Origin of the sequence: Algibacter pectinivorans, from assembly GCF_900112595.1 — a bacterium.
Taxonomy (GTDB): Bacteria; Bacteroidota; Bacteroidia; order Flavobacteriales; family Flavobacteriaceae; genus Algibacter_B; species Algibacter_B pectinivorans.
On the sequence record NZ_FOMI01000005.1, the window covers coordinates 256,020 to 282,547 of the forward strand.

The following is a 26,528-nucleotide window of genomic DNA, read 5'->3' on the forward strand; positions in this document are numbered from 1 at the left end:
CAATCTTATAGTAAAAACAGTAGCTAAAATTTAACTAGTTTTGTAGTGTTATTAAAAACATCAGGTTATTAAAAATTTAGTCCTCATAGCGTTGTTTCTATCCATAAATACATTCTCTCAAAATTTAGAATGCGGACAAAGTATAGATAGCGTTAAAAGTACATTAGCCGGCCAATGGAAATTAAAAGCACTTAATAGCAATAAAATCTATAGGTTTTGGTTTAAGCAAGACGCGGGTTTTGTAGAGGTTCTAGAAGAATTAAACTTACCACCAAAAGCAGAACACACAGAAATAGGACGATTAGTTAAAAACGATCAAGCTGCAGTAAACATAAAGCTAATAGAAGGTGTATTTTTTATAGAAATGGTTTATCCTTTCGGTACCATCACAGAACAAATATATAAGCTAAATAAAAATACCTTTGTTTATGGTAAAGGCACAACAGCGCATTACTTTGTAAAAGATGTTAACTAAGCCGTAATTTTAGCCAAATAATCAAAATGCTCGCCTTCTAATACCAATTCGCATTTAAGATCTAGAGTGTCGCAAGCCAGTTTTAAGGTTTCAAAATCTAAATACAGCCATTTCATAGGGGCTTCTTCTTCGCCCCTATAACTCAAAAAATAATCCAATTCGCCGTAGTAGCTCGAATTCATATCCATCCAATAGCCACCATCTTCGTCTTCGTACATGTATTTAATATCCGAAGAGTCAATTAAAATTTGTCCGTTAGTATTTAATAGACTTTTTAAATGCGCTAAGTATTTGGATACCTGAGTTAATTCTTGAAAAATTCCGGTGCCATTCATTAAAAGTAAAATGGTATCAAACGTGTTCTGTTCGTTTAAAAGCGGTAAAACTTCGGCATGTAAAACACCACGTTGTTTAGTCACTTCAATAGCACCTTTCGATACATCGATAGCTTTAACCTCAAAACCTTTTTTCTGTAAATACAAACTATGAATTCCAGAACCACAACCTACATCTAAAACAGAACCTTTACAGAGTTTTAAAGCTTTTTGCTCTAATGCAGGCATGTCTTTAAAGGCTCTAAATAAATAGGGAAGCGGCAGCACATCTTCATCCGAAATGTTGGTGGAAGTTATAATATCCTTAGTATAATTTCCGTTTTGGTAATCTAATAATGCACACCCGAAAAGGTCTTTCATCAATATCGCTATTTTGTCATTCCCTCGAAGGAGGGAATCTTTTATTAATTTCTTTAAATAAGGCTAATCTCATTTCATTTCCGCGAAAGCGAAATAATTATAAAAAACACTATTTTTGCGCCATGCAAGACATTATTAATAATCTTCCAAAGCTGGCCAAAGATAAACATAACGAGAATAAAAAATTCTTTACCAAGTTAAAAAAGAAGGCGCCTAAAAATTTAGACTATATCATGCAAGATTTGCATGACGACGAATTTACACGTACCGATTGTTTAGCCTGTGCAAACTGTTGTAAAACTACCGGTCCACTTTTTACAGATAAAGATGTAGATAGAATTGCTAAGCATTTTAAAATGAAAACGCAGCAATTTATTAGTCAGTTTTTGCGTGTCGATGAGGATAATGATTATGTTTTGCATACGGTGCCTTGTACCTTTTTAGGCGCCGATAATTACTGTTCTATTTACGATGTGCGCCCTAAGGCATGCCGAGAATTTCCACACACCGATAGAAAAAAGTTTCAGCAAATATCTAACCTTACTTTAAAGAATGTGGCCATTTGTCCTGCCGCTTTTAATATAGTAGAAGAAATGAAAAAGCGTATTAAAATTTAACTTCAATAAATAGGCTTACTTTATTACGATGTTTTGAAGCTTTGTTTAACTGTTTGACTTTAAGTTTTATAGTTGTTGTTTTTTAAATAGTTGCTTTCTATATTATAAAATTATACTATCTTTCCTACTTTTAAGTTGGTGTTTTAAAATGTATTTAATGAAAAAAACAGTCGTAGTATTCATTGTTCTAATTTTTACTCAAACAATTAAAGCAGATAACTGGATAAGCTCTTTTGAAGATGGTCAAAAGCTAGCATTAGCTACAAATAAATTAATGTTAGTCGATTTTTGGGCGTCTTGGTGCGGGCCGTGTAGAGATATGGATTCTGAATCTTGGGATAGGGATGAGGTAAAATTATTAATGAAAAATTTCGTCCCTGTTAAAATTAATATAGACCTAAATAAGGAACTTGCTCTAAAATATGAAGTAAAAGGCATACCGTTTATTTTTATTATGGATGGGAATGGTGAAGTCATTTATAAACAAATGAGTTATAAGACAAAAAGTGAAGTTATAACCATGCTAAATAAATACAGGTTAGATATGTCCTACCTAGCTCCTTTTTTAACTAGTTTTTACAAGAAGAAAAGTTTTTCATCTTCCTTTAGGCTGGGATTGAAATATAATGATTTTTCGCTTTTTTTAGATGAAGATATAAGAAGAGATGTATTGTTACTCTCTAACCAGTACTTTGATATTTCCAAGAAGCTTTTAAAGAAAAGTAATTTAAATAATAAAAAAGACTTTTTACAACAAATAGCGCTTTATAAGGTGAAAGAACGTTTAATTTTGAATAAATTTAATAAAGCAAAAAAACTTTTATCTAAATTTAAAGAGGAGGATATTGCAAATATAAATAGAAGTTTCTACTACAGGTTAAATTATATTTCAAGTAAAAAGGCAGAGGACTCTAGTAACGAAAACCTATGGTTAAAAAAGTTAAGTGAAACAGATATGATAAAAGTTGAGGTTTTTTTTAAGTATATTTAGAAAAAAAACTAAACACTTGGAAACTATTTTAAACTATTTCGAAACCATTCCAACCCACCACAGAGCATTAATTATTATTGGAGGTTTAACTCTTTTTTGGATTTTAGAAGGTATTATTCCTTTAATAGGATTTAAATATAAAAAATGGAAACATGCTGTTCCTAATATATTTTTCACCTTAACTACCATTCTTGTTAATTTACCTTTAGCTTTTTTGTTTTTAAAATCGTCAGACTGGGTTATGGCTAATAATTTTGGTATTCTAAATTGGTTGCCAGAAATGCCTGTTTGGTTATATGGTATTCTTGGAGTGTTTTTAATAGATTGCATTGGTGCCTACTTACCCCATTTAATCGAGCACAAAGTAAAACCCCTTTGGATGGTCCATTTGGTGCATCATTCAGACCATAATGTAGATACAACAACAGCCAATAGGCACCATCCTCTAGAGAGTGTTATTCGGTATGTTTTTACACTAGCCGGAATTTTTTTAGTGGGTACACCAATTGGTTTGGTGTTGTTATACCAATCGCTATCGGTAGTGGCAACACAGTTTAATCATGCTAATATTCAATTGCCCAAAAAAGTAGATAAATTACTTAGTTACGTTATTGTTTCTCCAGATATGCATAAAGTGCATCATCATTATAAAATGCCTTATACAGATTCTAACTACGGTAATATTTTTTCGGTTTGGGATAGACTCTTTGGTACCTATAAAGAGTTAGATACCGATAAGATTATTTATGGTGTAGATGTGTTTCCAAACGAAAAACAAAATGGAAGTATTCCCCATTTATTAAAACAACCCTTTTTAAAATATCAAAAGTCAGAGGAAGTAGAATAGCAAGATTTAATTAGTCGTTCTCAATATCACTAATATGTTCTTCCCAGGCTTTTGCCGAAATTTGAATTTCTACAATTAAAAGGGAAAGCGAAGCTATAAGTAATAATAACGCTAAGCCAAATATCCAAACAGCAATGGTGTTTTGTTGTATGTAAATTAAAAACATAGTTAATACGCAAAACAGTAAACTGGTAATACCTAAAATTTGCATATATCGAGTAAGGTATAGTCTGTGTTTAATATTCCTAATTTGTTTGTAAAAACGCTTATCATGATTTTTTTGATACTTATCATACAAATCTCTTATAGCTGCGGTGTAGGCAATAAACCTATTGGTATAGGCTAACATAATTAAGGAAATTGCCGAAAATAAAAGAGCAGGTGTAGTAAGCGTTAATTGTTCCATGGCGTATCAACTTTTAATTATGCTAAATTATAAATAACCAATTTGAATTTGGTATATTTAAATCGGTATTTTATCTTTAAGTATGCGAGAAGACTTCCTACACTACATTTGGAAATATAAAAAATTTCAAATTAATAATCTAAAAACTACGGCAGGAGAGCCTGTTGTAGTAACTTCGGTAGGGCAGCATAATTATAATTCGGGCTCAGATTTTTTTAATGCTAAACTTAAAATAGGAGAGCAACTCTGGGCTGGTAATGTGGAGATTCACATAAACGCATCAGATTGGTTTTTACATAATCATGAACAAGATCCGGCTTACGATAATGTTATTCTGCATGTGGTTTGGGAAGATGATACCGAAGTATTCCGCAAAAACAGCACACCAATTCCAACACTCGTTTTAAAAAATGTTGTAGACGAAGCTTTATTAACTAATTACCAAAGGCTTTTTGCTAAAGAAAATAAATGGATAAATTGCGAGGGAAGTTTTGCAGCTACTGATGCTTTTGTATTAACCAATTGGTTGGAACGTTTGTATTTTGAGCGTTTAGAACGAAAATCTGAAACCATAGAATCGCTTCTGCAGGCATCAAATAACGATTGGGAGGCCGTACTATTTAAAATGCTAACTAAAAATTTTGGGTTGAAAGTTAATGGTGATTCCTTTTTTAGTTTAGCCCAATCCATAGATTTCTCGATTGTTAGAAAAACACAATCTAACCTTCAGGCATTAGAAGCTTTGTTATTTGGACAAGCAGGATTGTTAAACCAAGATGTTGAAAACGCATACTACTCTGCGCTAGAAAAAGAGTATCAGTTTTTAAAAGTGAAATTTAAACTAAGTAATTCTAATGTGTTACCTATACAGTTTTTTAGATTACGCCCACCTAACTTTCCCACTATAAGACTATCACAATTGGCTAATTTGTATGCAACACATCAAAATTTGTTTTCGAAACTTATCGAAGGAAACACATTAGAGGACTTTTACAATCTTTTTAAAGTATCTACCTCAGAGTTTTGGAAAACCCATTATACCTTTCAAAAGGAATCTAAAGCATCAACCAAAATGCTTTCAAAGTCCTTTATAGACTTATTGCTTATAAATACCATTCTACCTATTAAATTTAGTTACGCTAAACAAAAAGGGCAGGAAATAGATGCCGAAATTTTAGAAATAGCATCGCTATTGGCTTCAGAAAAAAATAGCATAGTAAATGCGTTTAATAGTTTAAAAAAAGTGTCTAAAACTTCTATAGATTCTCAAGCCTTAATTCAATTAAAAACGGCGTATTGCGATAAGCATAAATGTTTACAATGTGCCATTGGAAATGCACTTATTAATACCTAAATTGAAATGTTGTTTTTAGGAATATAAAAAAAACGACCCCTTCATTTTTAAGCGAATTACTAAAATGGCCCCATAAAACTTAAGATCCCGATTTTAACGCTAAAACTAGAACAATTACCGGTATAAACTTTTAAACTAAAAAAGTTAGTATTAAATTGCAGCATGAACAGTATATATAAACCATTATTGTTTTTTCAGAAACATGGCTATTACGTTTGCCAACGTATTGCCGACCGTTTTGGTATTCGCGCAAAAGTGGTAAGAACATCATTTATGTATATAACCTTTGTAACCGTAGGGTTTGGTTTTGCCTTATATATGTTTTTAGCCTTTTGGATGCGTATTAAGGATTTAATCTATACTAAACGTTCATCGGTGTTTGATTTATGAATCCACTAATTAAGTTTTTTAGAACAAAAATTTATACAGCCGTTTTTCTACTGGTTGTTATTATGCTTATTGGTGTTTTTGGTTACGTCATGATCTCGGGCTATTCGCTAGTTGATGCGCTTTACATGACCGTTATTACTATGACAACCGTAGGGTTTGGCGAGGTGGTTCCTTTGGATAATCAATCAAAGATTTTTACAATATTCTTAATTTTGGCTAGTGTTGTTATAGTGGGTTATGCCTTGTCTGTAATTACAGAATATATTTTAAGTAAAAACGACGTGGAAGAATTAAAACACAAAAAAATGCAAAAAAAAATAGATGCTTTTAATAACCACATTGTTATATGTGGTTACGGTAGGAACGGAAAGCAAGCAGCGGTAAAACTTAAGGCTTATAATAAAGAGTTCGTTGTTGTTGAGAAAAATAAAGAGCTAGAAGAGCGCTTGCAGCTAGACAGCGTACCATACGTAATTGGAAATGCTAATGAAGATGAAGTACTTATTACAGCAGGTGTTAACAGAGCTTCGTGTTTTATATCTGCACTTCCAAACGACGCAGATAATTTATTTGTTGTGCTTTCGGCAAGACAGTTAAATAGTGACATTAACATTATAAGTCGAGCATCAAACGAATCATCTTACGAAAAGCTAAAATTTGCTGGAGCCAATAACGTTATATTACCAGATAAAATAGGTGGCGACCATATGGCGTCTTTAGTAGTAGTTCCTGGCTTAATGGAATTTATAGATAACCTATCTATTGTAGGAAAGTCAGGTATTAATATAGAGGAAATTGCTGTAGAGAAGTTTTATGATTCTACTAAGCCTAAAACAATAAAAGATCTAGATCTTAGAAGAAAAACAGGCTGCACCGTTATTGGGTATAAAGATGAGAATGGTGAATATGTAGTTAATCCTGAGGCAGGTATAGAGTTGGCTAAAAACTCTAAAGTTATTGTTTTAGGACGACCAGAACAAATTGAAGCGCTTAATACTGAGTACGATATCGATTAGTATATTTGCTTTTTTAACAGCCTTTGTTTTAAAAAATCATTTTTTTTTAGCATCTTGCTTAACTTTAGTAAGAATCTTTCAATGAAAATTAATTAACAACAACCTTATGAGGAAATATCTTCTTTCAATATTTACATTTATTATTCCAATTTTAACTTTTGCTCAAGAAGAAGAATTAGGTCTGGATGAAAAAATAGACCAAGCTTTTGCTCCAGTAGCGCAATTTTTTACTGACGTTATTTTCTTTCCTGTATATCAAGATGATGTATATACTATCCCTTTTGTTCTCGTTCTTTTAGTAGGTAGTGCTTTATTTTTTACAATATTTTTTGGTTTTCCTAATATTAGATACTTCTGGACAGCCATTAATACTGTAAGAGGAAAGTATGAAGATATAGAAAAGCATGGCGCTAAAGAACTTTATGGCGAAGGCGGAATAGCACAAGGTCAAGATTTATCGAATGTTGATATCGAAGAGCATTTAATAAGTGTTCAAGACGATTTGGCAGTAGATGGCGATATTGTAGATACCATTCGTGATGAAAGTTCAGAAGGTGAAGTATCGCATTTCCAGGCCTTAGCAACAGCCGTTTCTGGTACTGTGGGTAATGGTAATATTGCCGGTGTAGCCTTGGCTATTGCGCTTGGTGGACCTGGAGCTACCTTTTGGATGATTGTTTGTGGATTACTAGGTATGTCAACAAAATTTGTAGAGTGTACCTTAGGGGTGCAATACAGAGATGTTGGAGAGGACGGCACTGTTTACGGAGGCCCAATGTATTATATAAGTAAAGGACTTAAAGCCAAGGGGTTTAAAACGATAGGAAAAATAGCAGCAGGTATTTTTGCAATATTCTGTATTGGTGGTTCTTTTGGTGGTGGTAATGCTGCTCAATCTAATCAAGCAACCATTGTAATTAAAGAATTGTTTAACTGGCAAAGTACCGCTGCAGGAGCTATTGTAGGTCTTGTATTGGCTATTTTAGTTGGTGTTATAATTATAGGTGGTATTAAGCGTATCGCTCAGGTAACAGAAAAAGTAGTACCATTTATGGCTATTATGTATATCCTAGCCTGTATATACATCATTTTAAGTAATTTTACTTTAATTGACGATGCTATGGGGCTTATTTTTAAAGAAGCGTTTAATCCAACAGCGTTTGGAGTTGGTTCTTTAATAGGTGTTTTATTAGTAGGCTTTCAACGTGCTGCCTTTTCTAACGAGGCTGGTGCAGGTTCGGCTTCCATTGCGCATTCTGCAGTAAGAACTAAGTATTCTGCTTCCGAAGGTTTAGTAGCTTTATTAGAGCCTTTTATCGATACAGTTGTAATTTGTACCATGACGGCTCTAGTTATTGTTATTTTCAATCTAGGTGGTTTCTTCGAATACGGAGGCGATGGCTCTGGAGCTGTTTTTATAGACGGCTTACCTTATGAAGGTGCAGGAATAACATCTCAAGCTTTTGCACAGTACATACCTTACTCTAATGTGTTTTTAACTATTGCAGTAGTGCTATTTGCAGTATCAACGATGATTTCTTGGTCGTATTACGGATTACAATCTTGGAAATTCTTATTTGGTAGAGGTAAAGTAGCAGATTTAGTTTATAAAATTTTATTTTTAACCTTTGTAGTAATTGGTGCAGCAGCAAGTATGAACTCTATTTGGTCATTCTCTGATGCTATGATATTCGCTATGATTTTCCCTAATATGGTCGGATTGTTCTTATTATTCCCAGTGGTTAAAAAACAATTAAAACGCTACTTAGATGCTATCAACCTTAAAAAGGAAGCGATAGATTCGTAGATAAACATTAAAATTAAAATATATGAAATCCCATTTTACGTTTTCTAAAAAACAACGAAATGGGATTTTTTTATTGCTTATTCTAATAGTGTTATGCCAATGTGTTTATTTTTTTATTAGTTTTCAATCAAGCGATATTGAAGTCAATCAAGCGGAATTAGCAAATTTCACCAAAGAAATAGATTCGCTAAAACAAGTAGAGATAGAATCCCGAAAACCCAAAATATACCCTTACAATCCTAATTATATAACAGATTTTAAAGGGGCATCTTTAGGCATGAGTAACCAAGAAATAGATAGGCTGTTAGCGTTTAGAAAACAAAACAAATGGATCAATTCTACCAAGCAGTTTCAAGAGGTAACAAAAGTTTCAGATTCATTGTTAAATGCAATGGCTCCTTTTTTTAAGTTCCCAGAATGGGTGTTACACCCTGTTAGATCATCAAGTTGGAATAGTGAAAAGAAGTATAATAACAAACCAAAAACCTACGCTCAAAAACAAGATTTAAACACAGCAACGGCACAACAACTTCAAAAGGTAAATGGAGTAGGCAAGGTGCTATCAGACCGTATTATTAAATATCGAAATAAATCTGTTGGCGGTTTTATTGCCGATATTCAGCTGCACGATGTTTACGGGTTAACGCCAGAAGTCGTCGAAAACATTACAAATCAGTTTACAGTAAAAACCCCAAAGGCAGTAAATAGAATCAATATAAATATTTCTACCGTAGATGATTTAGTTACTATTCCGCATATCGATTACGATGTAGCCCACAATATTATTGAGCAGCGTATATTAATGGAAGGTTTCAATTCTATTAATCAATTAAAAAAAGTAAAAGACTTCCCAATAAATAAAATCAAGATAATTGAATTATATTTGCAGTTCGAAAAAGAAAAATAAATGAATAGCATGTACTTCACCGAAGAACACAATCTTTTTAGAAAAAGCCTTCAAGATTTTTTACAAAAAGAAGTGGTTCCGCATATCGAAAAATGGGAGCAAACTGGTATAATCGACAGATTTATTTGGAAGAAATTTGGCGATATGGGCTTTTTTGGAATTAATTATCCAGAGGTTTACGGTGGCATGAATCTAGATTTATTCTACACTGTTATTCTACTCGAAGAACTTCAAAAAATAAACTCCGGCGGTTTTGCTGCAGCAATTTGGGCACATGTTTATTTAGCCATGACGCATTTAAATGCCGAAGGCGATGAAGCCATAAAACAAAAGTATTTAGCGCCAAGTATTGCTGGCGATAAAATAGGCTGCCTATGTATAACCGAGCCCTTTGGAGGAAGCGATGTAGCAGGAATGCGCACAACAGCAGTAAAGCAAGGCGATCATTATGTAATAAATGGCTCAAAAACATTTATTACCAACGGTGTTTTAAGCGATTATTTAATAGTAGCAGCTAAAACTTCGCCAGAACTAGGTAATAAAGGCATAAGTATATTTTTGTTAGATCGCGACATGGCAGGAGTATCTGCTACAAAACTAGATAAACTAGGTTGGCGCGCATCAGACACCGGCGAAATAGCTTTCGATAATGTAAAAGTACCAGTCCAAAATCTTATGGGCGAAGCGGATAAAGGGTTTTCATATATTATGCAGCACTTTGCACTAGAGCGTTTAATAATGGGGATAAATGCCCATGCAAGAGCAGAATTTGCGCTAGATTATGCGTTAAAATACATGAGCGAACGCGAAGCATTTGGCAGAACTATCGATAAATTTCAAGCCTTACGTCACAGCATCGCAGATTTATATTCAGATTTAGAGGTAAATAAAATATTTAACTATACCATAGCCGCTAGGCTAAATAAAGGTGAGTACGTAGTAAAAGAGGCCACCATGTCTAAATTAAAATCAACCAAAATGGCCGACGAGGTTATTTACCAATGTCTACAATTTTTAGGAGGATATGGTTACATGGAAGAATATCCAATGGCAAGACTCCTACGCGATAGTAGGCTAGGACCAATAGGTGGTGGAACCTCCGAGATACTGCGCGAAATTTTGGCTAAAATTATAATAGACAAAAAAGAGTATAAGCCAGCAACATAATTGTTTATCTAAATGGTATCTAGTAGTTGGGCGTTACCCAAGGGTCGGGCTTTCCACTATATCTTTTTAAAAGGAATTAACGAATTAAGATCGTCGTAGCTATCCATTTGTTTTTTACTTTAAATTAAACACATTGCTTCTTTATTTTAAAAAGGATGCCGTTTCAATCCCTAACGCACTTATTTATCCTTTGTAAAAGCATTACAGTTTATAAATTATGTTAGGAGCGTTTATATAAAAGATTTACTAGTTATAATCCTAAATTAAAATCCCTTAAAAAATACCAATACAAACAATTGCAAATTCTAAATTACTTTTTATATTTGCAGCCTGAAAATTCTAAAAGAGAGGAGGTTAAGACACTATGTTAAAAATTCAAGTAAAAGAAGGAGAAAATATAGAAAGAGCGCTAAAACGTTACAAACGTAAGTTTGTTAGAACAACGGTTAAAAATCAGTTGCAAGAACGTAAGCAGTTCACTAAACCCTCTGTTGCACGTAGAGCGCAATTACAAAAAGCGCAATACATTCAAGGCTTAAGAGACGCAGAAAATGTGTAACCCACGTTTTTAAAACCATAACAATCCCACTTTTTAGTGGGATTTTTTGTTTAATGTTATTTCTTAATACAAAAGGTTTTACTATAACGTACGCATTGAATGGTAATGTGGCAGTTTTACTTTGGTCAAATACAATAATATCAGCAAAAGTTTTGTACACATTATAGACACCCAAAAAACGATTCATAAAATTTGGATTAAAAAAAATAATTCCTAAAAATTCAGATTAAACAAAAGTATTGTATCTTCATAGCACAACACAAGTTAATATGCCCTTCAGTCCATTTACAGATTATTTACTGCTAGAAAAAAACTATTCAAAGTTAACGGTAAACGCTTATCAAAACGATTTAAATGAGTTTTTAGAATTCATAATAAATGAATACGATTCAAATTCTATAAATCAAGTTAACTACCCACAAATACGAAATTGGATTGTAACATTAGTCGAAAAAGGAATATCCAACCGCACCATAAACCGAAAAGTATCTGCATTAAACACCTATTATAAGTTTCTGTTAAAAACGAGCGATATAGAATTAAACCCACTATCAAAACACAAAGCATTAAAAACAAGTAAAAAAATACAAGTACCATTTTCAGAAACAGAAATAGAATCGGTGCTAGACTATTTAAACTTGGCAAACGATTTTGAGAGTGTAAGGAATAAATTCATTATCGAATTGTTTTATTCTACAGGTATAAGAAGGATAGAGTTGGTTGAGCTAAAACTAAGCAGTTTAGATTTAGCTAATAATACGTTAAAAGTATTAGGTAAAAGAAATAAAGAACGAATTGTACCGTTATTAAAGTCTGTAGTAGAAACTGCAAAAACCTATTTAAGTTTTCGAAAAAGTCTATATAGCATTAAAGACGGCCAACAGCTTTTTTTAACAAAAAAAGGCGTTAAAATATACGAAACACTTGTTTACAGAATAATAAATCAGTATTTTAGTTTGGCATCTTCAAAAGTAAAGAAGAGTCCCCATATATTAAGGCACTCCTTCGCTACTCATTTGTTAAATCAAGGTGCCGATTTAAATGCTGTTAAAGAACTTCTAGGACATTCCAGTTTAGCTTCCACGCAAGTGTATACTCATAATAGTATTGCCGAATTGAAAAAAGCGCATATTAATGCCCATCCCAGAAGTAAAAAATAGGAGTATTAAGTAATTGTCTAACCCAAAAAAACGAGTATGAAAGTAAACACCCAATCCGTAAATTTCAATGCAGATCAAAAGTTGATAAACTTTATTCAACAGCGAATGGATAAATTAGATTTATTCTATGATAAAGTTATCAAATCGGAAGTTTTTTTAAAATTAGAAAACACTAGTGATAAAGAAAACAAAATATTTGAAGCAAAAGTAAGTGTTCCTGGTGATAGCTTTGTTGTAAAGAAACAATGTAAAACCTTCGAAGAGGGCGCAGATATGGCTATTGCATCTCTAGAAAGACAGTTAAAAAAGCGAAAAGAAAAATTAAGAGCACATTTATAATAAAATTTATTAAAAAATGTTTTGAATAATGTAAAAAATCTATACATTTGCAGTCCGTTAGAAATAGCGGGCTTTTTTTATGTGGTTTTTTAGTAATAAAAATCATTAAAAGCCGATGTAGCTCAGCTGGCTAGAGCAGCTGATTTGTAATCAGCAGGTCGTGGGTTCGAGTCCCTCCATCGGCTCAAGTTCTTAAAATATTGAAATAAAGTTAATTGGGGAGATACTCAAGCGGCCAACGAGGGCAGACTGTAAATCTGCTGACTACGTCTTCGCAGGTTCGAATCCTGCTCTCCCCACAACTTTTTTTTGTTATTTTTCTTGAAATATTGAAATTTGATAAGCGTTAGTTTATCTAAAATTGCGAGAGTAGCTCAGTTGGTAGAGCGTCAGCCTTCCAAGCTGAATGTCGCCGGTTCGAACCCGGTCTCTCGCTCTAAACTTCCTGCGAAGGCAGGAATCTCTTCTTTCATAATTGGCAATATTTATTATTGTTTTGGAAGAATAGGAAATAAAAACTTTACGCCGGTGTAGCTCAGGGGTAGAGCGTTTCCTTGGTAAGGAAGAGGTCACGAGTTCAATTCTCGTCATTGGCTCTATTAAGAGTAGTAAAAAAAGATTACACTAATATTATTATATAACTAAGATTAAAATTATTTAAAAACATGGCAAAGGCAACTTTCGATCGTTCAAAACCACACTTAAATATTGGTACAATTGGACACGTAGATCACGGTAAAACAACTTTAACTGCTGCTATTACTAAAGTATTAGCTGATGCAGGTTATTCGGAAGCGAGATCATTTGATCAAATTGATAACGCACCAGAAGAAAAAGAAAGAGGTATTACAATTAATACTTCACACGTAGAATATCAAACAGCAAATCGTCATTACGCACACGTTGACTGTCCAGGTCACGCCGATTACGTAAAGAACATGGTAACTGGTGCTGCTCAGATGGATGGTGCTATTTTAGTAGTTGCTGCAACTGATGGTCCTATGCCACAAACTCGTGAGCACATCTTATTAGGTCGTCAAGTAGGTATTCCTCGTATCGTTGTTTTCTTAAACAAAGTTGATATGGTTGATGATGAAGAGCTATTAGAATTAGTAGACATGGAAGTTAGAGATTTATTATCTTTCTATGAGTACGATGGTGATAATGGTCCTGTAGTATCAGGTTCTGCTTTAGGTGCACTTAACGGTGAGCAAAAATGGGTTGATACTGTATTAGAATTAATGCAAGCTTGTGATGATTGGATCGAAGAGCCTACACGTGATATGGATAAGCCTTTCTTAATGCCTATCGAGGATGTATTCTCTATTACTGGTCGTGGTACTGTTGCAACTGGTCGTATTGAAACTGGTGTTGCTAACACTGGAGATCCTGTAGAAATTATTGGTATGGGAGCTGAGAAATTAACTTCTACTATTACAGGAATTGAAATGTTCCGTCAAATATTAGATAGAGGTGAAGCTGGTGATAACGCTGGTATCTTATTAAGAGGTATTGAGAAGTCTCAAATCTCTAGAGGTATGGTAATTACTAAACCAGGTTCTGTAACGCCACACGCTAAATTTAAAGCTGAGGTTTATATCCTTAAAAAAGAAGAAGGTGGACGTCACACTCCATTCCATAACAACTACCGTCCACAGTTCTACGTACGTACAACTGACGTAACTGGAAACATTGCGCTTCCTGATGGTGTTGAAATGGTTATGCCTGGAGATAACTTAACTATTACTGTTGAGTTAATTCAACCAATTGCAATGAACATCGGTCTACGTTTCGCTATACGTGAAGGTGGTAGAACTGTTGGTGCAGGTCAGGTAACTGAAATATTAGACTAATACAAGTTTAAATAAATATTATAAGTTAAGGTATTCCGTTTATTTGGAATACCTTGACTTGTATTTACGGGCGTAGCTCAGTTGGTAGAGCACTGGTCTCCAAAACCAGGTGTCGGGAGTTCGAGTCTCTCCGCCCGTGCAAAAAATTGAGTAGCATTTCAATTTAGATTAAAAATAAAATAACATCATGGCTGGATTAGTAAACTATATTAAAGAATCATTCGGAGAGTTAAAAAATAATGTGTCTTGGCCTACTTGGGCGGAAGCACAGAGTTTAACAATCTTGGTAGCTGTATTCTCTATTATATTTTCACTTGCTATTTGGGGTGTAGATACAGTTTTTAGTAAAGTTATAACAGCTTACTTTCAATCGATTAGTTAAAAAGAGAATTTATGTCTGAAGTAAGTGAAAAAAAATGGTACGTTGTTCGTGCTGTAAGTGGTCAAGAAAATAAGATCAAAACTTATATCGAGAATGAAATTGCTCGTTTAGGGTTAGAAGATTATGTTGATCAAGTACTTGTACCAACAGAGAAGGTAATCCAAATCCGTAACGGAAAAAAGATTCAAAAAGAGAAAACTTTTTTTCCTGGATATATTATGGTTCAAGCTAATCTAACTGGTGAGGTGCCTCATATTATTAGATCGGTTACTAATGTAATTGGTTTTTTAGGAGAAACAAAAGGTGGTGATCCTGTGCCGTTAAGACAATCTGAAGTTAACAGAATGTTAGGTAAGGTTGACGAACTTTCGGTAGAGGAAACGGCTAACGTTGCAATTCCGTTTACTAAAGGTGAAACAGTTAAAGTTATTGATGGTCCTTTCAACGGGTTTGATGGTACTATTGAGAAAATTAACGAAGAAAAGCGTAAACTTGAAGTTATGGTTAAGATTTTCGGAAGAAAAACACCATTAGAGTTAAGTTATATGCAAGTTGAAAAAGTATAATAGTGTTACATTACGATAGATGAGTCTTTCGCTTCCAAAAGAAAGATAACATCAAAAAATTAAATTATTAAAAATGGCAAAAGAATTAGGTAAAGTAGTTAAGTTACAAGTTCGGGGAGGTGCTGCGAATCCATCGCCACCGGTTGGACCCGCTTTAGGAGCTGCAGGTGTTAACATCATGGAGTTCTGTAAGCAATTCAATGCCAGAACTCAAGATAAAGCTGGTAAAGTATTACCAGTTGTTATATCTGTTTACAAAGACAAATCATTTGACTTTGTAATTAAAACTCCACCAGCAGCAGTTCAATTATTAGAAATTGCAAAGGTGAAGAAGGGTTCTGGAGAGCCAAACCGAAAAAAAGTAGCTAAAGTATCTTGGGATCAGGTTAAAACCATCGCAGAAGACAAAATGGTAGATTTAAATGCATTTACAATCGAGTCTGCTATGAAAATGGTTGCTGGTACAGCAAGATCGATGGGTATAACCGTAACAGGGCAATTCCCTTCTTAATCTATTAAAGCATTAAAAAATGGCAAGATTAACAAAAAAGCAAAAAGAGGCTTTAGCAAAAATTGAAAAAGGTAAAGTATATTCTTTAAACGAAGCTTCTGCTTTAATTAAAGAAATTACCAATACTAAGTTCGACGCATCAGTTGATTTAGCAGTACGTTTAGGAGTAGATCCACGTAAAGCTAACCAAATGGTAAGAGGCGTGGTTTCACTACCTCACGGAACTGGTAAAGACATGAAAGTATTAGCATTAGTAACACCAGATAAAGAAGCGGAAGCTAAAGAAGCTGGAGCAGATTACGTTGGTTTAGATGAGTACCTTGATAAGATTAAAGGTGGTTGGACAGATGTAGACGTTATCGTTACTATGCCAAGTGTTATGGGTAAATTAGGTCCTTTAGGGCGTGTATTAGGTCCTCGTGGTTTAATGCCTAACCCTAAAACAGGAACAGTAACTATGGATGTTGCTAAAGCAGTTAGCGAAGTAAAAGCTGGTAAAATCGACTTTAAAGTAGATAAAACTGGTATTGTACATGCTGCTATAGGTAAAGCATCATTTAGTGCAGATAAAATTGCTGGTAACGCAAATGAATTATTAACAACATTAATAAAACTAAAACCGACAACCGCTAAAGGTGTTTATGTAAAAAGCATTTATATGTCTTCTACAATGAGCCCTAGTTTAGCTATTGATCCTAAAATTGGTTAATTAAGTTAAAACTTTCAAATTATGACTAGAGAAGAAAAATCACAAGTAATTGAGGACTTAACTGCAGAATTAGCTAATAATGCAAATATCTATTTAACAGATATTTCAGGATTAAATGCAGGAACTACTTCTAACTTGCGTCGTGCTGCTTTTAAAGCAAACGTGCAAATGGCAGTTGTTAAGAATACATTACTTGAAAAAGCAATGGAAGCTTCAGATAGAGATTTTGGAGACCTTGCATCAGTATTAAAAGGAAATACATCTGTGATGTATTCTGAAACAGGTAATGCACCAGCTAAGTTAATTAAAACCTTCCGTAAAAAATCAGAGAAGCCTTTATTAAAAGGTGCCTTTATTGAGGAAGCAGTTTATATTGGCGACGATCAATTAGACATGTTAGTAGATATCAAGTCTAAAGAAGAGTTAATAGGAGAGATTGTTGGATTATTACAATCGCCTGCTAAAAACGTTATTTCTGCACTTAAATCAGGTGGAGGAACTATAGCTGGACTTATTAAAACACTTTCTGAGAGATCAGAATAGTATTAAACAGTACGCACTTTATTACAATTATATTATTATTACAAAATTATTAAAACGATAGAAAAATGGCAGATTTAAAAGATTTCGCAGAACAATTAGTTAACCTTACCGTAAAAGAAGTAAATGAGTTAGCAACTATATTAAAAGATGAGTATGGTATCGAGCCTGCTGCTGCAGCTGTTGCTGTTGCTGCTGGTGGTGGAGCTGCTGGTGGAGACGCTGCAGAAGAGCAAACTGAATTTGATGTAATCTTAAAAGCGGCAGGTGGTTCTAAACTAGCTGTAGTAAAATTAGTTAAAGAATTAACTGGTTTAGGATTAAAAGAAGCTAAAGGTTTAGTGGATGATGCACCAAGTGCAATCAAAGAAGGTGTTACTAAAGATGAAGCTGAAGCATTAAAAGCATCTTTAGAAGAGGCTGGAGCAGAGGTTGAGCTTAAGTAAGCTTTACTACTCAATAATACAAAGGTTTAGGTATATCCCGCTTTTAGCGGGATAACACCTAGACCATTTTGCGTATATAATGATATAGCAAAATAAATTGCAAAATCGCATTAAACTATGGATACATAATTTAATGTTTAATTAGTGTTTAAAAGCACTATCACTATTTTTTAATCAAAATTCCGTCCATTGATGTTATCAACACAAGCTGAAAGATTAAATTTCTCGTCTATTGTAAATAAGACAGATTATCCAGACTTCTTGGATATTCAGATAAAATCCTTCCAGGATTTTTTCCAATTAGAGACAAAATCTGAAGAAAGAGGTGATGAAGGTCTTTATAATACCTTCATGGAAAACTTTCCAATTACTGATTCACGTAATCAATTCGTTTTAGAATTTTTAGATTACTTCGTAGATCCACCAAGATATGCTATTGAAGAGTGTATTGAAAGAGGACTTACTTATAGCGTGCCGCTTAAAGCAAGGTTAAAGTTATATTGTACCGATCCTGAACATGAAGATTTCGAAACTATTGTTCAAGATGTGTACTTAGGAACTATACCTTACATGACACCATCTGGTACGTTTTGTATTAATGGTGCAGAGCGTGTAGTAGTATCTCAATTACACCGTTCACCAGGCGTATTTTTTGGTCAGTCTTTCCATGCTAATGGAACAAAATTATATTCAGCAAGAGTTATTCCATTCAAAGGATCTTGGATTGAGTTTGCTACAGACATCAATCAGGTGATGTATGCTTACATTGATAGAAAGAAAAAATTACCTGTTACTACGCTTTTCCGTGCCATTGGATTTGAGCGTGATAAAGATATATTAGAGATTTTCGATTTAGCAGAAGAAGCTAAAGTTTCAAAATCTGGATTAAAGAAATACTTAGGAAGAAAATTAGCTGCCCGTGTATTAAATACGTGGCATGAGGATTTTGTTGATGAAGATACAGGAGAAGTTGTATCTATCGAGCGTAACGAAATTGTGCTTGATCGTGATACGGTTCTTGATAAAGAAAATATAGAAGAAATTCTTGAAGCAGAAGTTAAAACGATTCTTTTACATAAAGAGTCTAATGAGCAGGGAGATTATGCTATTATTCATAATACGCTTCAAAAGGATCCAACAAACTCTGAAAAAGAGGCTGTTGAGCATATCTATAGACAATTACGTAATGCTGAGCCGCCAGATGAGGAAACAGCACGTGGAATTATAGATAAATTATTCTTCTCAGACCAACGTTACTCTTTAGGAGAGGTAGGTCGTTACAGAATGAACAAAAAATTAGGTTTAGATATCGGAATGGATAAGCAAGTGCTTACCAAAGAAGATATCATAACTATTATAAAATATTTAATCGAGCTTATCAATTCTAAAGCAGAGATTGATGATATTGATCACTTATCTAACCGTCGTGTTCGTACTGTAGGTGAGCAATTATCTTCTCAATTTGGTGTTGGTTTAGCTCGTATGGCTCGTACTATTCGTGAGCGTATGAACGTTCGTGATAACGAGGTATTTACACCAATCGATTTAATTAATGCTAAGACGCTATCGTCTGTTATTAATTCTTTCTTTGGTACAAACCAGTTATCTCAATTTATGGATCAAACCAATCCTTTAGCTGAAATTACGCATAAGCGTCGTTTATCAGCTCTGGGACCAGGAGGTTTATCTAGAGAGAGAGCAGGATTTGAGGTTCGTGATGTTCACTATACACACTACGGTCGTTTATGTCCTATTGAAACACCAGAGGGACCAAATATTGGTTTAATATCGTCACTTTCAGTTTATGCTAAAGTGAATTCTATGGGATTCATTGAAACACCTTATAGAAAGGTAACGGAAGGTGTTGTAGATATTAAAAACGAACCAATTTATTTAAGTGCAGAAGAGGAAGAAGATAAATTAATCGCTCAAGCAACAGTAAATGTTGATGATAACGGTAAAATTTTACATGATAAGGTAATTGCTAGAATGGAAGGTGACTTCCCTGTAATTGACCCTAATGAGTTACATTATACAGATGTTGCACCAAACCAAATTTCGTCTATATCGGCTTCGTTAATTCCTTTCTTAGAACATGATGATGCGAATAGAGCCTTAATGGGATCTAACATGATGCGTCAAGCAGTTCCATTATTAAGAGTAGATGCTCCTATAGTTGGTACAGGGTTAGAGCGTCAAGTAGCATCAGATTCTAGAGTATTAATTAATGCTGAAGGAAATGGTGAAGTACTTTATGTTGATGCAAAAGAAATTCAAATTAGATATGATCGTACTGAAGATGAAGCTAAAGTAAGCTTCGATTCGGATGTTAAAACATATCAATTAGTAAAATTCCGTAAAACAAATCAAGGAACTTCTATTAACCTTAAACCAATCGTTGTTAAAGGAGATAAAGTAACTAAAGGACAAGTTTTATGTGAAGGTTATGCAACACAAAAAGGAGAACTTGCTTTAGGTAGAAATATGAAAGTAGCCTTTATGCCTTGGAAAGGGTATAACTTTGAGGATGCGATTGTAATTTCTGAAAAAGTAGTTCGTGAAGATATCTTTACATCGATTCATATCGATGAGTATTCTCTTGATGTAAGAGATACTAAATTAGGTAACGAAGAATTAACAAATGATATTCCTAACGTTTCTGAAGAGGCTACAAAAGACCTTGATGAATATGGAATGATTAGAGTTGGTGCCGAAGTTAAACCTGGAGATATCCTTATTGGTAAGATTACTCCAAAAGGAGAATCTGACCCAACTCCTGAAGAGAAATTATTACGTGCTATTTTTGGAGATAAAGCAGGAGATGTTAAAGATGCATCTTTAAAAGCTTCACCTTCATTACATGGTGTTGTAATTGAAAAGAAATTATTCGCAAGAGCGGTAAAAGATAAGCGTAAAAGAGCACAAGATAAAGATGATATCTTAGCTTTAGAGGCGCAGTACGATAGAAAATTCGACGAGTTAAAAGATGTTTTAGTTGAAAAACTATTTGCTATTGTAAATGGTAAAACAGCTCAAGGTATTTATAACGATTTAGGTGAAGAGGTATTACCAAAAGGTAAAAAGTTTACACTTAAAATGTTAAATGCTGTTGATGATTATGCGCATTTAGTGTCAGGTAAGTGGACAACAGATGAGCATACTAACAAGCTAGTTGCAGATTTAGTTCATAACTACAAAATTAAAGAGAACGATTTACAAGGGGCATTACGTCGTGAGAAATTTACAATCTCTGTAGGTGATGAGTTACCAGCTGGAATTATCAAGTTAGCTAAAGTATACATTGCTAAGAAACGTAAGTTAAAAGTAGGTGATAAAATGGCAGGACGTCACGGTAACAAAGGTATTGTTGCTCGTATTGTTCGTCAAGAAGATATGCCTTTCTTAGAAGATGGAACTCCAGTTGATATTGTACTTAACCCATTAGGTGTACCGTCTCGTATGAACATTGGTCAGATTTATGAAACTGTTCTTGGTTGGGCAGGTCAAAAATTAGATCGTAAGTATGCAACACCTATTTTTGATGGTGCTAATATCGATCAAATTAATGCTTTAACTGATGAAGCTGGAATACCAAGATACGGTCATACTTATTTATATGATGGTGGAACAGGAGAGCGTTTCGATCAGCCAGCTACTGTTGGTGTGATTTACATGTTGAAATTAGGACACATGGTAGACGATAAAATGCACGCACGTTCTATAGGACCTTACTCATTAATTACACAACAACCATTAGGTGGTAAAGCACAATTTGGTGGTCAGCGTTTTGGTGAGATGGAAGTTTGGGCACTTGAGGCTTATGGAGCATCAAGTACTTTACGCGAGATCTTAACTGTAAAATCTGATGATGTAATTGGTAGAGCTAAAACTTACGAAGCAATCGTAAAAGGCGAACCAATGCCAGATCCAGGTTTACCAGAATCATTCAACGTACTTATGCACGAATTGAAAGGTTTAGGTTTAGACATCAGATTAGAGGAGTAGTTAATTAATTAAATTCATTTCAACCATTTATTATGGCAAGAAAACAAGATAAAAATACAGTTAAGAGATTCAACAAAATCTCAATTGGTTTAGCATCACCAGAGTCTATTTTAGCAGAGTCTAGAGGTGAAGTTTTAAAACCAGAAACTATCAATTATCGAACTCACAAACCTGAACGTGATGGTTTGTTCTGTGAGCGTATTTTTGGTCCTGTAAAGGATTATGAGTGTGCTTGTGGTAAATATAAAAGAATTCGTTACAAGGGTATTGTATGTGACCGTTGTGGTGTAGAAGTAACAGAAAAGAAAGTACGTCGTGATAGAGTAGGACACATTAACTTAGTGGTGCCTGTAGCTCATATCTGGTACTTCCGTTCTTTACCAAATAAAATAGGTTATTTATTAGGATTACCATCTAAGAAATTAGATATGATTATTTACTACGAACGTTATGTAGTAATTCAACCAGGTAATGCTAAAAATGAAGAAGGTGAACCATTACAAAAAATGGATTTCCTTACTGAAGAAGAATACCTAAATGTATTAGAATCACTTCCTCAAGATAATCAGTATTTAGATGATGAAGACCCAAATAAGTTTTTAGCTAAAATGGGTGCTGAGTGTTTAATAGACTTATTAGCAAGAATTGATTTAGAATCATTATCATATGAGTTACGTCACAAAGCAAATACAGAAACGTCTAAACAACGTAAAACAGAGGCTTTAAAACGTTTACAAGTAGTAGAATCTTTAAAAGAATCTAACGCTAATCGTGAAAATCGTCCAGAATGGATGATTATGAAGGTTGTGCCAATTATTCCACCAGAATTACGTCCGTTAGTGCCGTTAGATGGTGGTCGTTTTGCAACTTCAGATTTAAATGATTTATACCGTCGTGTAATTATCCGTAACAACCGTCTTAAAAGATTAGTTGAGATAAAAGCGCCAGAAGTAATTTTACGTAACGAAAAACGTATGTTACAAGAATCGGTAGATTCATTATTTGATAACACTCGTAAATCTTCAGCTGTAAAAACAGATTCTAACAGACCGTTAAAATCACTTTCAGATTCACTTAAAGGTAAGCAAGGGCGTTTCCGTCAAAACTTACTTGGTAAGCGTGTTGATTATTCTGCACGTTCTGTAATTGTTGTTGGTCCAGAATTAAGATTATTTGAATGTGGATTGCCTAAAAATATGGCAGCCGAGTTATACAAACCTTTCGTAATTAGAAAACTAATTGAAAGAGGTATTGTAAAAACTGTAAAATCTGCAAAGAAAATTATAGATAAAAGAGAACCAGTGGTTTGGGATATCTTGGAAAATGTTCTTAAAGGACATCCGGTATTACTAAACCGTGCGCCTACTTTACACCGTTTGGGTATACAAGCTTTTCAACCAAAATTAATTGAAGGAAAAGCAATTCAATTACACCCATTAGCATGTGCGGCATTTAATGCCGATTTTGATGGTGACCAGATGGCAGTTCACTTACCACTAGGACCAGAAGCAATATTAGAGTGTCAAATGTTAATGTTGGCCTCTCATAATATTTTAAATCCAGCAAATGGTGCGCCAGTAACTGTACCTTCTCAGGATATGGTACTTGGTTTATACTACATGACTAAGTTACGTACTTCTACTGCAGAAGTAAAAGTAAAAGGTGAAGGTTTAACCTTCTATTCTCCAGAAGAAGTTGAGATTGCTTTTAATGAAGGAAAGGTGGATTTAAATGCTGGTATTAAAGTAAGAACTATTGATATTAATGAAGATGGTAAGTTAGACAGAATGATTGTTGAAACTACTGTTGGTCGTGTGTTATTTAACCAACACGTGCCACAAGCAGCAGGATTCATCAACCAAGTATTAACCAAAAAATCTTTAAGAGATATTATTGGTGATATTCTTAAGGCAACATCTGTTCCTGAATGTGCTGATTTCTTAGATAGTATTAGAACATTAGGATTCAAATTTGCATTTCAAGGTGGATTATCATTTAGTTTAGGTGATATTATTATCCCACCAGAAAAGCAAAGTATGATTGATAAAGCTAATGGTTTAGTTGACGGTATTACTGGAAACTACAACATGGGGCTTATTACAAATAACGAGCGTTATAATCAAGTTATTGATATCTGGACATCTACCAATGCAGAATTGACTGAATTGTCAATGAAACGTATTAGAGAAGATCAACAAGGGTTTAACTCGGTGTTTATGATGCTTGACTCTGGAGCACGTGGATCTAAAGAACAGATTCGTCAGTTAACAGGTATGCGTGGATTAATGGCTAAGCCTAAAAAATCTACAGCAGGAGGTGGATCTATTATTGAGAATCCAATTCTTTCTAACTTTAAAGAAGGACTTTCAATTTTAGAATACTTTATCTCTACTCACGGTGCACGTAAAGGTCTTGCGGATACGGCTCTTAAAACTGCCGATGCGGGTTACTTAACACGTCGTTTAGTGGATGTATCTCAAGATGTTATTGTCAATACTGAAGATTGTGGTACTTTAAGAGGTGTTGAAGTTGAAGCATTGAAAAAGAATGATGAAGTAGTTGAGAAATTACAAGAAAGAATAGTTGGTCGTGTGTCATTAAATGATGTTGTAAACCCGCTTACTGATGAGTTATTAGTTTCAGCCGGACAGTTAATTGAAGATGATGTTGCTAAAGCAATTGAAGCATCTCCTATTGATAGTTTAGAGGTGCGTTCAGCCTTAACTTGTGAAGCGTTACAGGGTATTTGTGCTAAATGTTACGGACGTAACTTAGCTACAGGTAAAATGGTACAACGTGGTGAAGCTGTTGGTGTAGTTGCAGCACAATCAATTGGAGAACCTGGTACACAATTAACACTACGTACATTCCACGTGGGTGGTATTGCAGGTAACATTTCAGAAGAAAACAGCTTAGCAGTTAAGTTTGATGGTATTGCTGAAATTGAAGATTTAAAAACAGTTAAAGGTCAAGATAGCGAAGGAAATGATGCAGATATTGTTATTTCTAGAACATCTGAGCTTAAACTTATTGATAAGAAAACAGGTATTGTTTTAAGTACTAATAATATTCCTTACGGTTCTACTATTCAAATAGAGAATGGTGATAAATTAAGTAAAGGTGATGTGGTGTGTACTTGGGATCCATATAATGGTGTAATCGTTTCAGAATTTGCTGGTAAAGTAAGATATGAAAACGTTGAGCAAGGTATTACATACCAAGTTGAAATTGATGAACAAACAGGTTTCCAAGAAAAAGTAATTTCCGAATCTAGAAATAAAAAGCTTATTCCAACGCTTCATATTGAAGATTCTAAAGGAGAAACCATGCGTTCTTACAACTTACCAGTAGGAGCTCATTTAATGATTGACGATGGCGATAAAATTAGTGTTGGTAAAATATTAGTTAAAATACCTCGTAAATCTTCTAAAGCAGGTGATATTACCGGTGGTCTTCCTCGTGTAACTGAGTTATTTGAAGCACGTAACCCATCTAACCCAGCAGTTGTTAGTGCCATTGATGGTGTGGTTTCTTTTGGTAAAATTAAAAGAGGTAACCGTGAGATTATAGTAGAGTCTAAATTAGGTGATGTTAAGAAATACTTAGTGAAGTTATCAAGTCAGATTCTTGTACAAGAAAATGATTTCGTAAAAGCTGGTATGCCATTATCTGATGGTTCTATTACGCCTAACGATATCTTGAATATTAAAGGGCCTTCAGCTGTTCAACAATACTTAGTAAATGAAGTACAAGAAGTATATCGTTTACAAGGTGTGAAAATTAATGATAAGCACTTCGAGGTTGTTGTAAGACAAATGATGCGTAAAGTTAGAATTATTGATTCTGGCGATACTATTTTCTTAGAAGATCAATTAGCTCATAAGGCAGATTTCATCAAAGAAAACGATGATATTTTTGGAATGAAAGTTATTGAAGATGCAGGAGATTCATCCAACCTTAAAGCGGGACAAATTATTTCGCCTCGTGAGTTAAGAGATGAGAATTCTATTTTACGTAGAGAAGATAAAGCTTTAGTAGTAGCAAGAGATGCACAACCTGCAACGGCTACACCAATACTGCAAGGTATTACTAGAGCCTCACTTCAAACAAAGTCATTCATCTCTGCTGCTTCTTTCCAAGAAACAACTAAAGTACTTAACGAAGCCGCTGTTGCTGGTAAAGTTGATTCTTTAGAAGGATTGAAAGAAAATGTAATTGTAGGACATAGAATTCCTGCAGGTACAGGTATGAGAAGTTACTCTGATATTATTGTTGGCTCTAAGGAAGAGTTTGACGAAATGATGCAAGTAAAACAAGAATTGAATTATAATTAAAATTATTATTCCTGCGGAGGCAGGAATCTATAAAACAAAAGCCTTCATATGTACTATATATGAAGGCTTTTAATATTTAAAGTAAATTATTATGGCAAACGAAAATGATAAACCCAAACAGGGACAAATTAATATTGAACTAGACGAAAAGGTAGCCGAGGGTACATACTCTAACTTGGCTATTATAAACCATTCGGTTTCAGAGTTTGTTGTTGATTTTGTAAATATTATGCCTGGTGTTCCTAAAAATAAGGTTAAATCTAGAATTATTTTAACGCCACAGCATGCCAAACGTTTATTAAAGGCTTTAGGCGAAAACGTTACAAGATTCGAGAACGCCCATGGTGAAATTAAGGATTATGAGCAACCACCAATGCCATTAAATTTTGGACCAACGGGTCAGGCATAGTCTTGATAATTTAATTGTATCTATTTTTATTAATAGTGGTGCT

At 34.2% G+C, this 26,528-nt stretch carries 25 protein-coding genes and 5 tRNA genes; 28 read left to right on the forward strand and 2 right to left on the reverse strand.

The annotated features are described in order from the left end of the window. Positions 1–91 precede the first annotated feature (91 nt). Positions 92–475, forward strand: coding sequence for a hypothetical protein (locus tag BMY96_RS09655; RefSeq protein ID WP_092851632.1), 384 nt, complete (start codon positions 92–94; stop codon positions 473–475). On the opposite strand, the gene BMY96_RS09660 is transcribed toward BMY96_RS09655, so the two are convergent. After that, positions 472–1,170: a class I SAM-dependent methyltransferase gene (locus BMY96_RS09660; RefSeq protein ID WP_092851634.1), complete on the reverse strand. Its 699-nt coding sequence runs from the start codon at positions 1,168–1,170 to the stop codon at positions 472–474. The genes BMY96_RS09655 and BMY96_RS09660 overlap by 4 nt on opposite strands. A gap of 122 nt (positions 1,171–1,292) precedes the next feature. Between BMY96_RS09660 and BMY96_RS09665 the strand changes: the two genes are divergently transcribed. From BMY96_RS09665 to BMY96_RS09675, 3 genes are all read left to right on the forward strand, one after another. Then, positions 1,293–1,787, forward strand: a complete 495-nt coding sequence (locus BMY96_RS09665) for a YkgJ family cysteine cluster protein (RefSeq protein ID WP_092851636.1) — start codon at positions 1,293–1,295, stop codon at positions 1,785–1,787. Positions 1,788–1,944: 157 nt separating this feature from the next. Further along, positions 1,945–2,778: a thioredoxin family protein gene (locus BMY96_RS09670; RefSeq protein ID WP_175473550.1), complete on the forward strand. Its 834-nt coding sequence runs from the start codon at positions 1,945–1,947 to the stop codon at positions 2,776–2,778. A 16-nt stretch (positions 2,779–2,794) separates the two neighbouring features. Then, positions 2,795–3,625 (forward strand): sterol desaturase family protein, encoded by an 831-nt coding sequence (locus BMY96_RS09675; protein WP_092851688.1) that lies wholly within the window; start codon positions 2,795–2,797, stop codon positions 3,623–3,625. Between the two features lie 10 nt (positions 3,626–3,635). Here the strand turns inward: BMY96_RS09675 and BMY96_RS09680 are convergent, their stop codons facing one another. Then, a complete protein-coding gene (locus tag BMY96_RS09680; protein ID WP_092851640.1) occupies positions 3,636–4,031 on the reverse strand; it encodes a DUF2721 domain-containing protein in 396 nt (131 codons plus the stop codon). Between the two features lie 82 nt (positions 4,032–4,113). Between BMY96_RS09680 and BMY96_RS09685 the strand changes: the two genes are divergently transcribed. The 24 genes from BMY96_RS09685 to BMY96_RS09800 all read left to right on the forward strand — a co-directional run bounded on the left by BMY96_RS09685 (position 4,114) and on the right by BMY96_RS09800 (position 26,485). Next, on the forward strand, positions 4,114–5,385 hold the full coding sequence (locus BMY96_RS09685; protein WP_092851642.1) for a DUF2851 family protein: 1,272 nt from the start codon (positions 4,114–4,116) through the stop codon (positions 5,383–5,385). Positions 5,386–5,547: 162 nt separating this feature from the next. Continuing rightward, on the forward strand, positions 5,548–5,775 hold the full coding sequence (locus BMY96_RS09690) for a PspC domain-containing protein (protein WP_092851643.1): 228 nt from the start codon (positions 5,548–5,550) through the stop codon (positions 5,773–5,775). After that, entirely contained in the window at positions 5,772–6,791 is a 1,020-nt protein-coding gene (locus BMY96_RS09695; protein WP_092851644.1) for a potassium channel family protein, read from the forward strand. The genes BMY96_RS09690 and BMY96_RS09695 overlap by 4 nt, the downstream gene beginning before the upstream one ends. 106 nt (positions 6,792–6,897) lie before the next feature. Further along, positions 6,898–8,598, forward strand: coding sequence for an alanine/glycine:cation symporter family protein (locus tag BMY96_RS09700; RefSeq protein WP_092851646.1), 1,701 nt, complete (start codon positions 6,898–6,900; stop codon positions 8,596–8,598). Positions 8,599–8,620: 22 nt separating this feature from the next. Continuing rightward, positions 8,621–9,505, forward strand: a complete 885-nt coding sequence (locus BMY96_RS09705) for a ComEA family DNA-binding protein (protein ID WP_092851647.1) — start codon at positions 8,621–8,623, stop codon at positions 9,503–9,505. Next, positions 9,506–10,672 carry an acyl-CoA dehydrogenase family protein gene (locus BMY96_RS09710; protein WP_092851648.1) on the forward strand — a complete coding sequence of 389 codons (1,167 nt, stop codon included), beginning with the start codon at positions 9,506–9,508 and terminating at the stop codon, positions 10,670–10,672. A 364-nt stretch (positions 10,673–11,036) separates the two neighbouring features. Beyond that, positions 11,037–11,231 carry a 30S ribosomal protein S21 gene (gene rpsU / locus BMY96_RS09715; RefSeq protein ID WP_092851649.1) on the forward strand — a complete coding sequence of 65 codons (195 nt, stop codon included), beginning with the start codon at positions 11,037–11,039 and terminating at the stop codon, positions 11,229–11,231. 269 nt (positions 11,232–11,500) lie between these two features. Beyond that, positions 11,501–12,391, forward strand: coding sequence for a tyrosine-type recombinase/integrase (locus tag BMY96_RS09720; protein ID WP_092851651.1), 891 nt, complete (start codon positions 11,501–11,503; stop codon positions 12,389–12,391). A 36-nt stretch (positions 12,392–12,427) separates the two neighbouring features. After that, positions 12,428–12,730: a ribosome hibernation-promoting factor, HPF/YfiA family gene (gene hpf, locus BMY96_RS09725; protein WP_092851653.1), complete on the forward strand. Its 303-nt coding sequence runs from the start codon at positions 12,428–12,430 to the stop codon at positions 12,728–12,730. Between the two features lie 111 nt (positions 12,731–12,841). Further along, positions 12,842–12,915: transfer RNA gene (locus tag BMY96_RS09730), tRNA-Thr, on the forward strand. Between the two features lie 32 nt (positions 12,916–12,947). Next, positions 12,948–13,029: transfer RNA gene (locus tag BMY96_RS09735), tRNA-Tyr, on the forward strand. A 64-nt stretch (positions 13,030–13,093) separates the two neighbouring features. Continuing rightward, a tRNA-Gly gene (locus tag BMY96_RS09740) sits at positions 13,094–13,166 on the forward strand. An 88-nt stretch (positions 13,167–13,254) separates the two neighbouring features. Next, positions 13,255–13,326: transfer RNA gene (locus tag BMY96_RS09745), tRNA-Thr, on the forward strand. A gap of 69 nt (positions 13,327–13,395) precedes the next feature. Continuing rightward, positions 13,396–14,583, forward strand: coding sequence for an elongation factor Tu (gene tuf, locus BMY96_RS09750; RefSeq protein WP_092851655.1), 1,188 nt, complete (start codon positions 13,396–13,398; stop codon positions 14,581–14,583). Between the two features lie 66 nt (positions 14,584–14,649). Further along, positions 14,650–14,722 (forward strand) — tRNA-Trp (locus BMY96_RS09755). A 48-nt stretch (positions 14,723–14,770) separates the two neighbouring features. After that, a complete protein-coding gene (secE, locus tag BMY96_RS09760) occupies positions 14,771–14,965 on the forward strand; it encodes a preprotein translocase subunit SecE (RefSeq protein WP_092851656.1) in 195 nt (64 codons plus the stop codon). Positions 14,966–14,976: 11 nt separating this feature from the next. Beyond that, positions 14,977–15,531, forward strand: a complete 555-nt coding sequence (nusG, locus tag BMY96_RS09765) for a transcription termination/antitermination protein NusG (protein WP_092851658.1) — start codon at positions 14,977–14,979, stop codon at positions 15,529–15,531. A gap of 73 nt (positions 15,532–15,604) precedes the next feature. Then, complete coding sequence (rplK, locus tag BMY96_RS09770) at positions 15,605–16,042, forward strand: 50S ribosomal protein L11 (protein ID WP_092851660.1); 438 nt, start codon at positions 15,605–15,607, stop codon at positions 16,040–16,042. Positions 16,043–16,061: 19 nt separating this feature from the next. Further along, a complete protein-coding gene (gene rplA / locus BMY96_RS09775) occupies positions 16,062–16,751 on the forward strand; it encodes a 50S ribosomal protein L1 (RefSeq protein ID WP_092851662.1) in 690 nt (229 codons plus the stop codon). Between the two features lie 21 nt (positions 16,752–16,772). Then, the gene (rplJ, locus tag BMY96_RS09780) at positions 16,773–17,294 is read left to right on the forward strand and encodes a 50S ribosomal protein L10 (RefSeq protein WP_092851664.1); all 522 of its coding nucleotides are present in this window, start codon (positions 16,773–16,775) and stop codon (positions 17,292–17,294) included. Between the two features lie 65 nt (positions 17,295–17,359). Further along, a complete protein-coding gene (gene rplL, locus BMY96_RS09785) occupies positions 17,360–17,737 on the forward strand; it encodes a 50S ribosomal protein L7/L12 (protein WP_092851666.1) in 378 nt (125 codons plus the stop codon). A gap of 192 nt (positions 17,738–17,929) precedes the next feature. Next, positions 17,930–21,742, forward strand: a complete 3,813-nt coding sequence (rpoB, locus tag BMY96_RS09790) for a DNA-directed RNA polymerase subunit beta (RefSeq protein WP_092851667.1) — start codon at positions 17,930–17,932, stop codon at positions 21,740–21,742. Positions 21,743–21,774: 32 nt separating this feature from the next. Then, positions 21,775–26,076, forward strand: coding sequence for a DNA-directed RNA polymerase subunit beta' (gene rpoC, locus BMY96_RS09795; protein WP_092851669.1), 4,302 nt, complete (start codon positions 21,775–21,777; stop codon positions 26,074–26,076). Positions 26,077–26,167: 91 nt separating this feature from the next. Continuing rightward, a complete protein-coding gene (locus tag BMY96_RS09800; RefSeq protein ID WP_092851670.1) occupies positions 26,168–26,485 on the forward strand; it encodes a DUF3467 domain-containing protein in 318 nt (105 codons plus the stop codon). Positions 26,486–26,528: the final 43 nt, after the last annotated feature.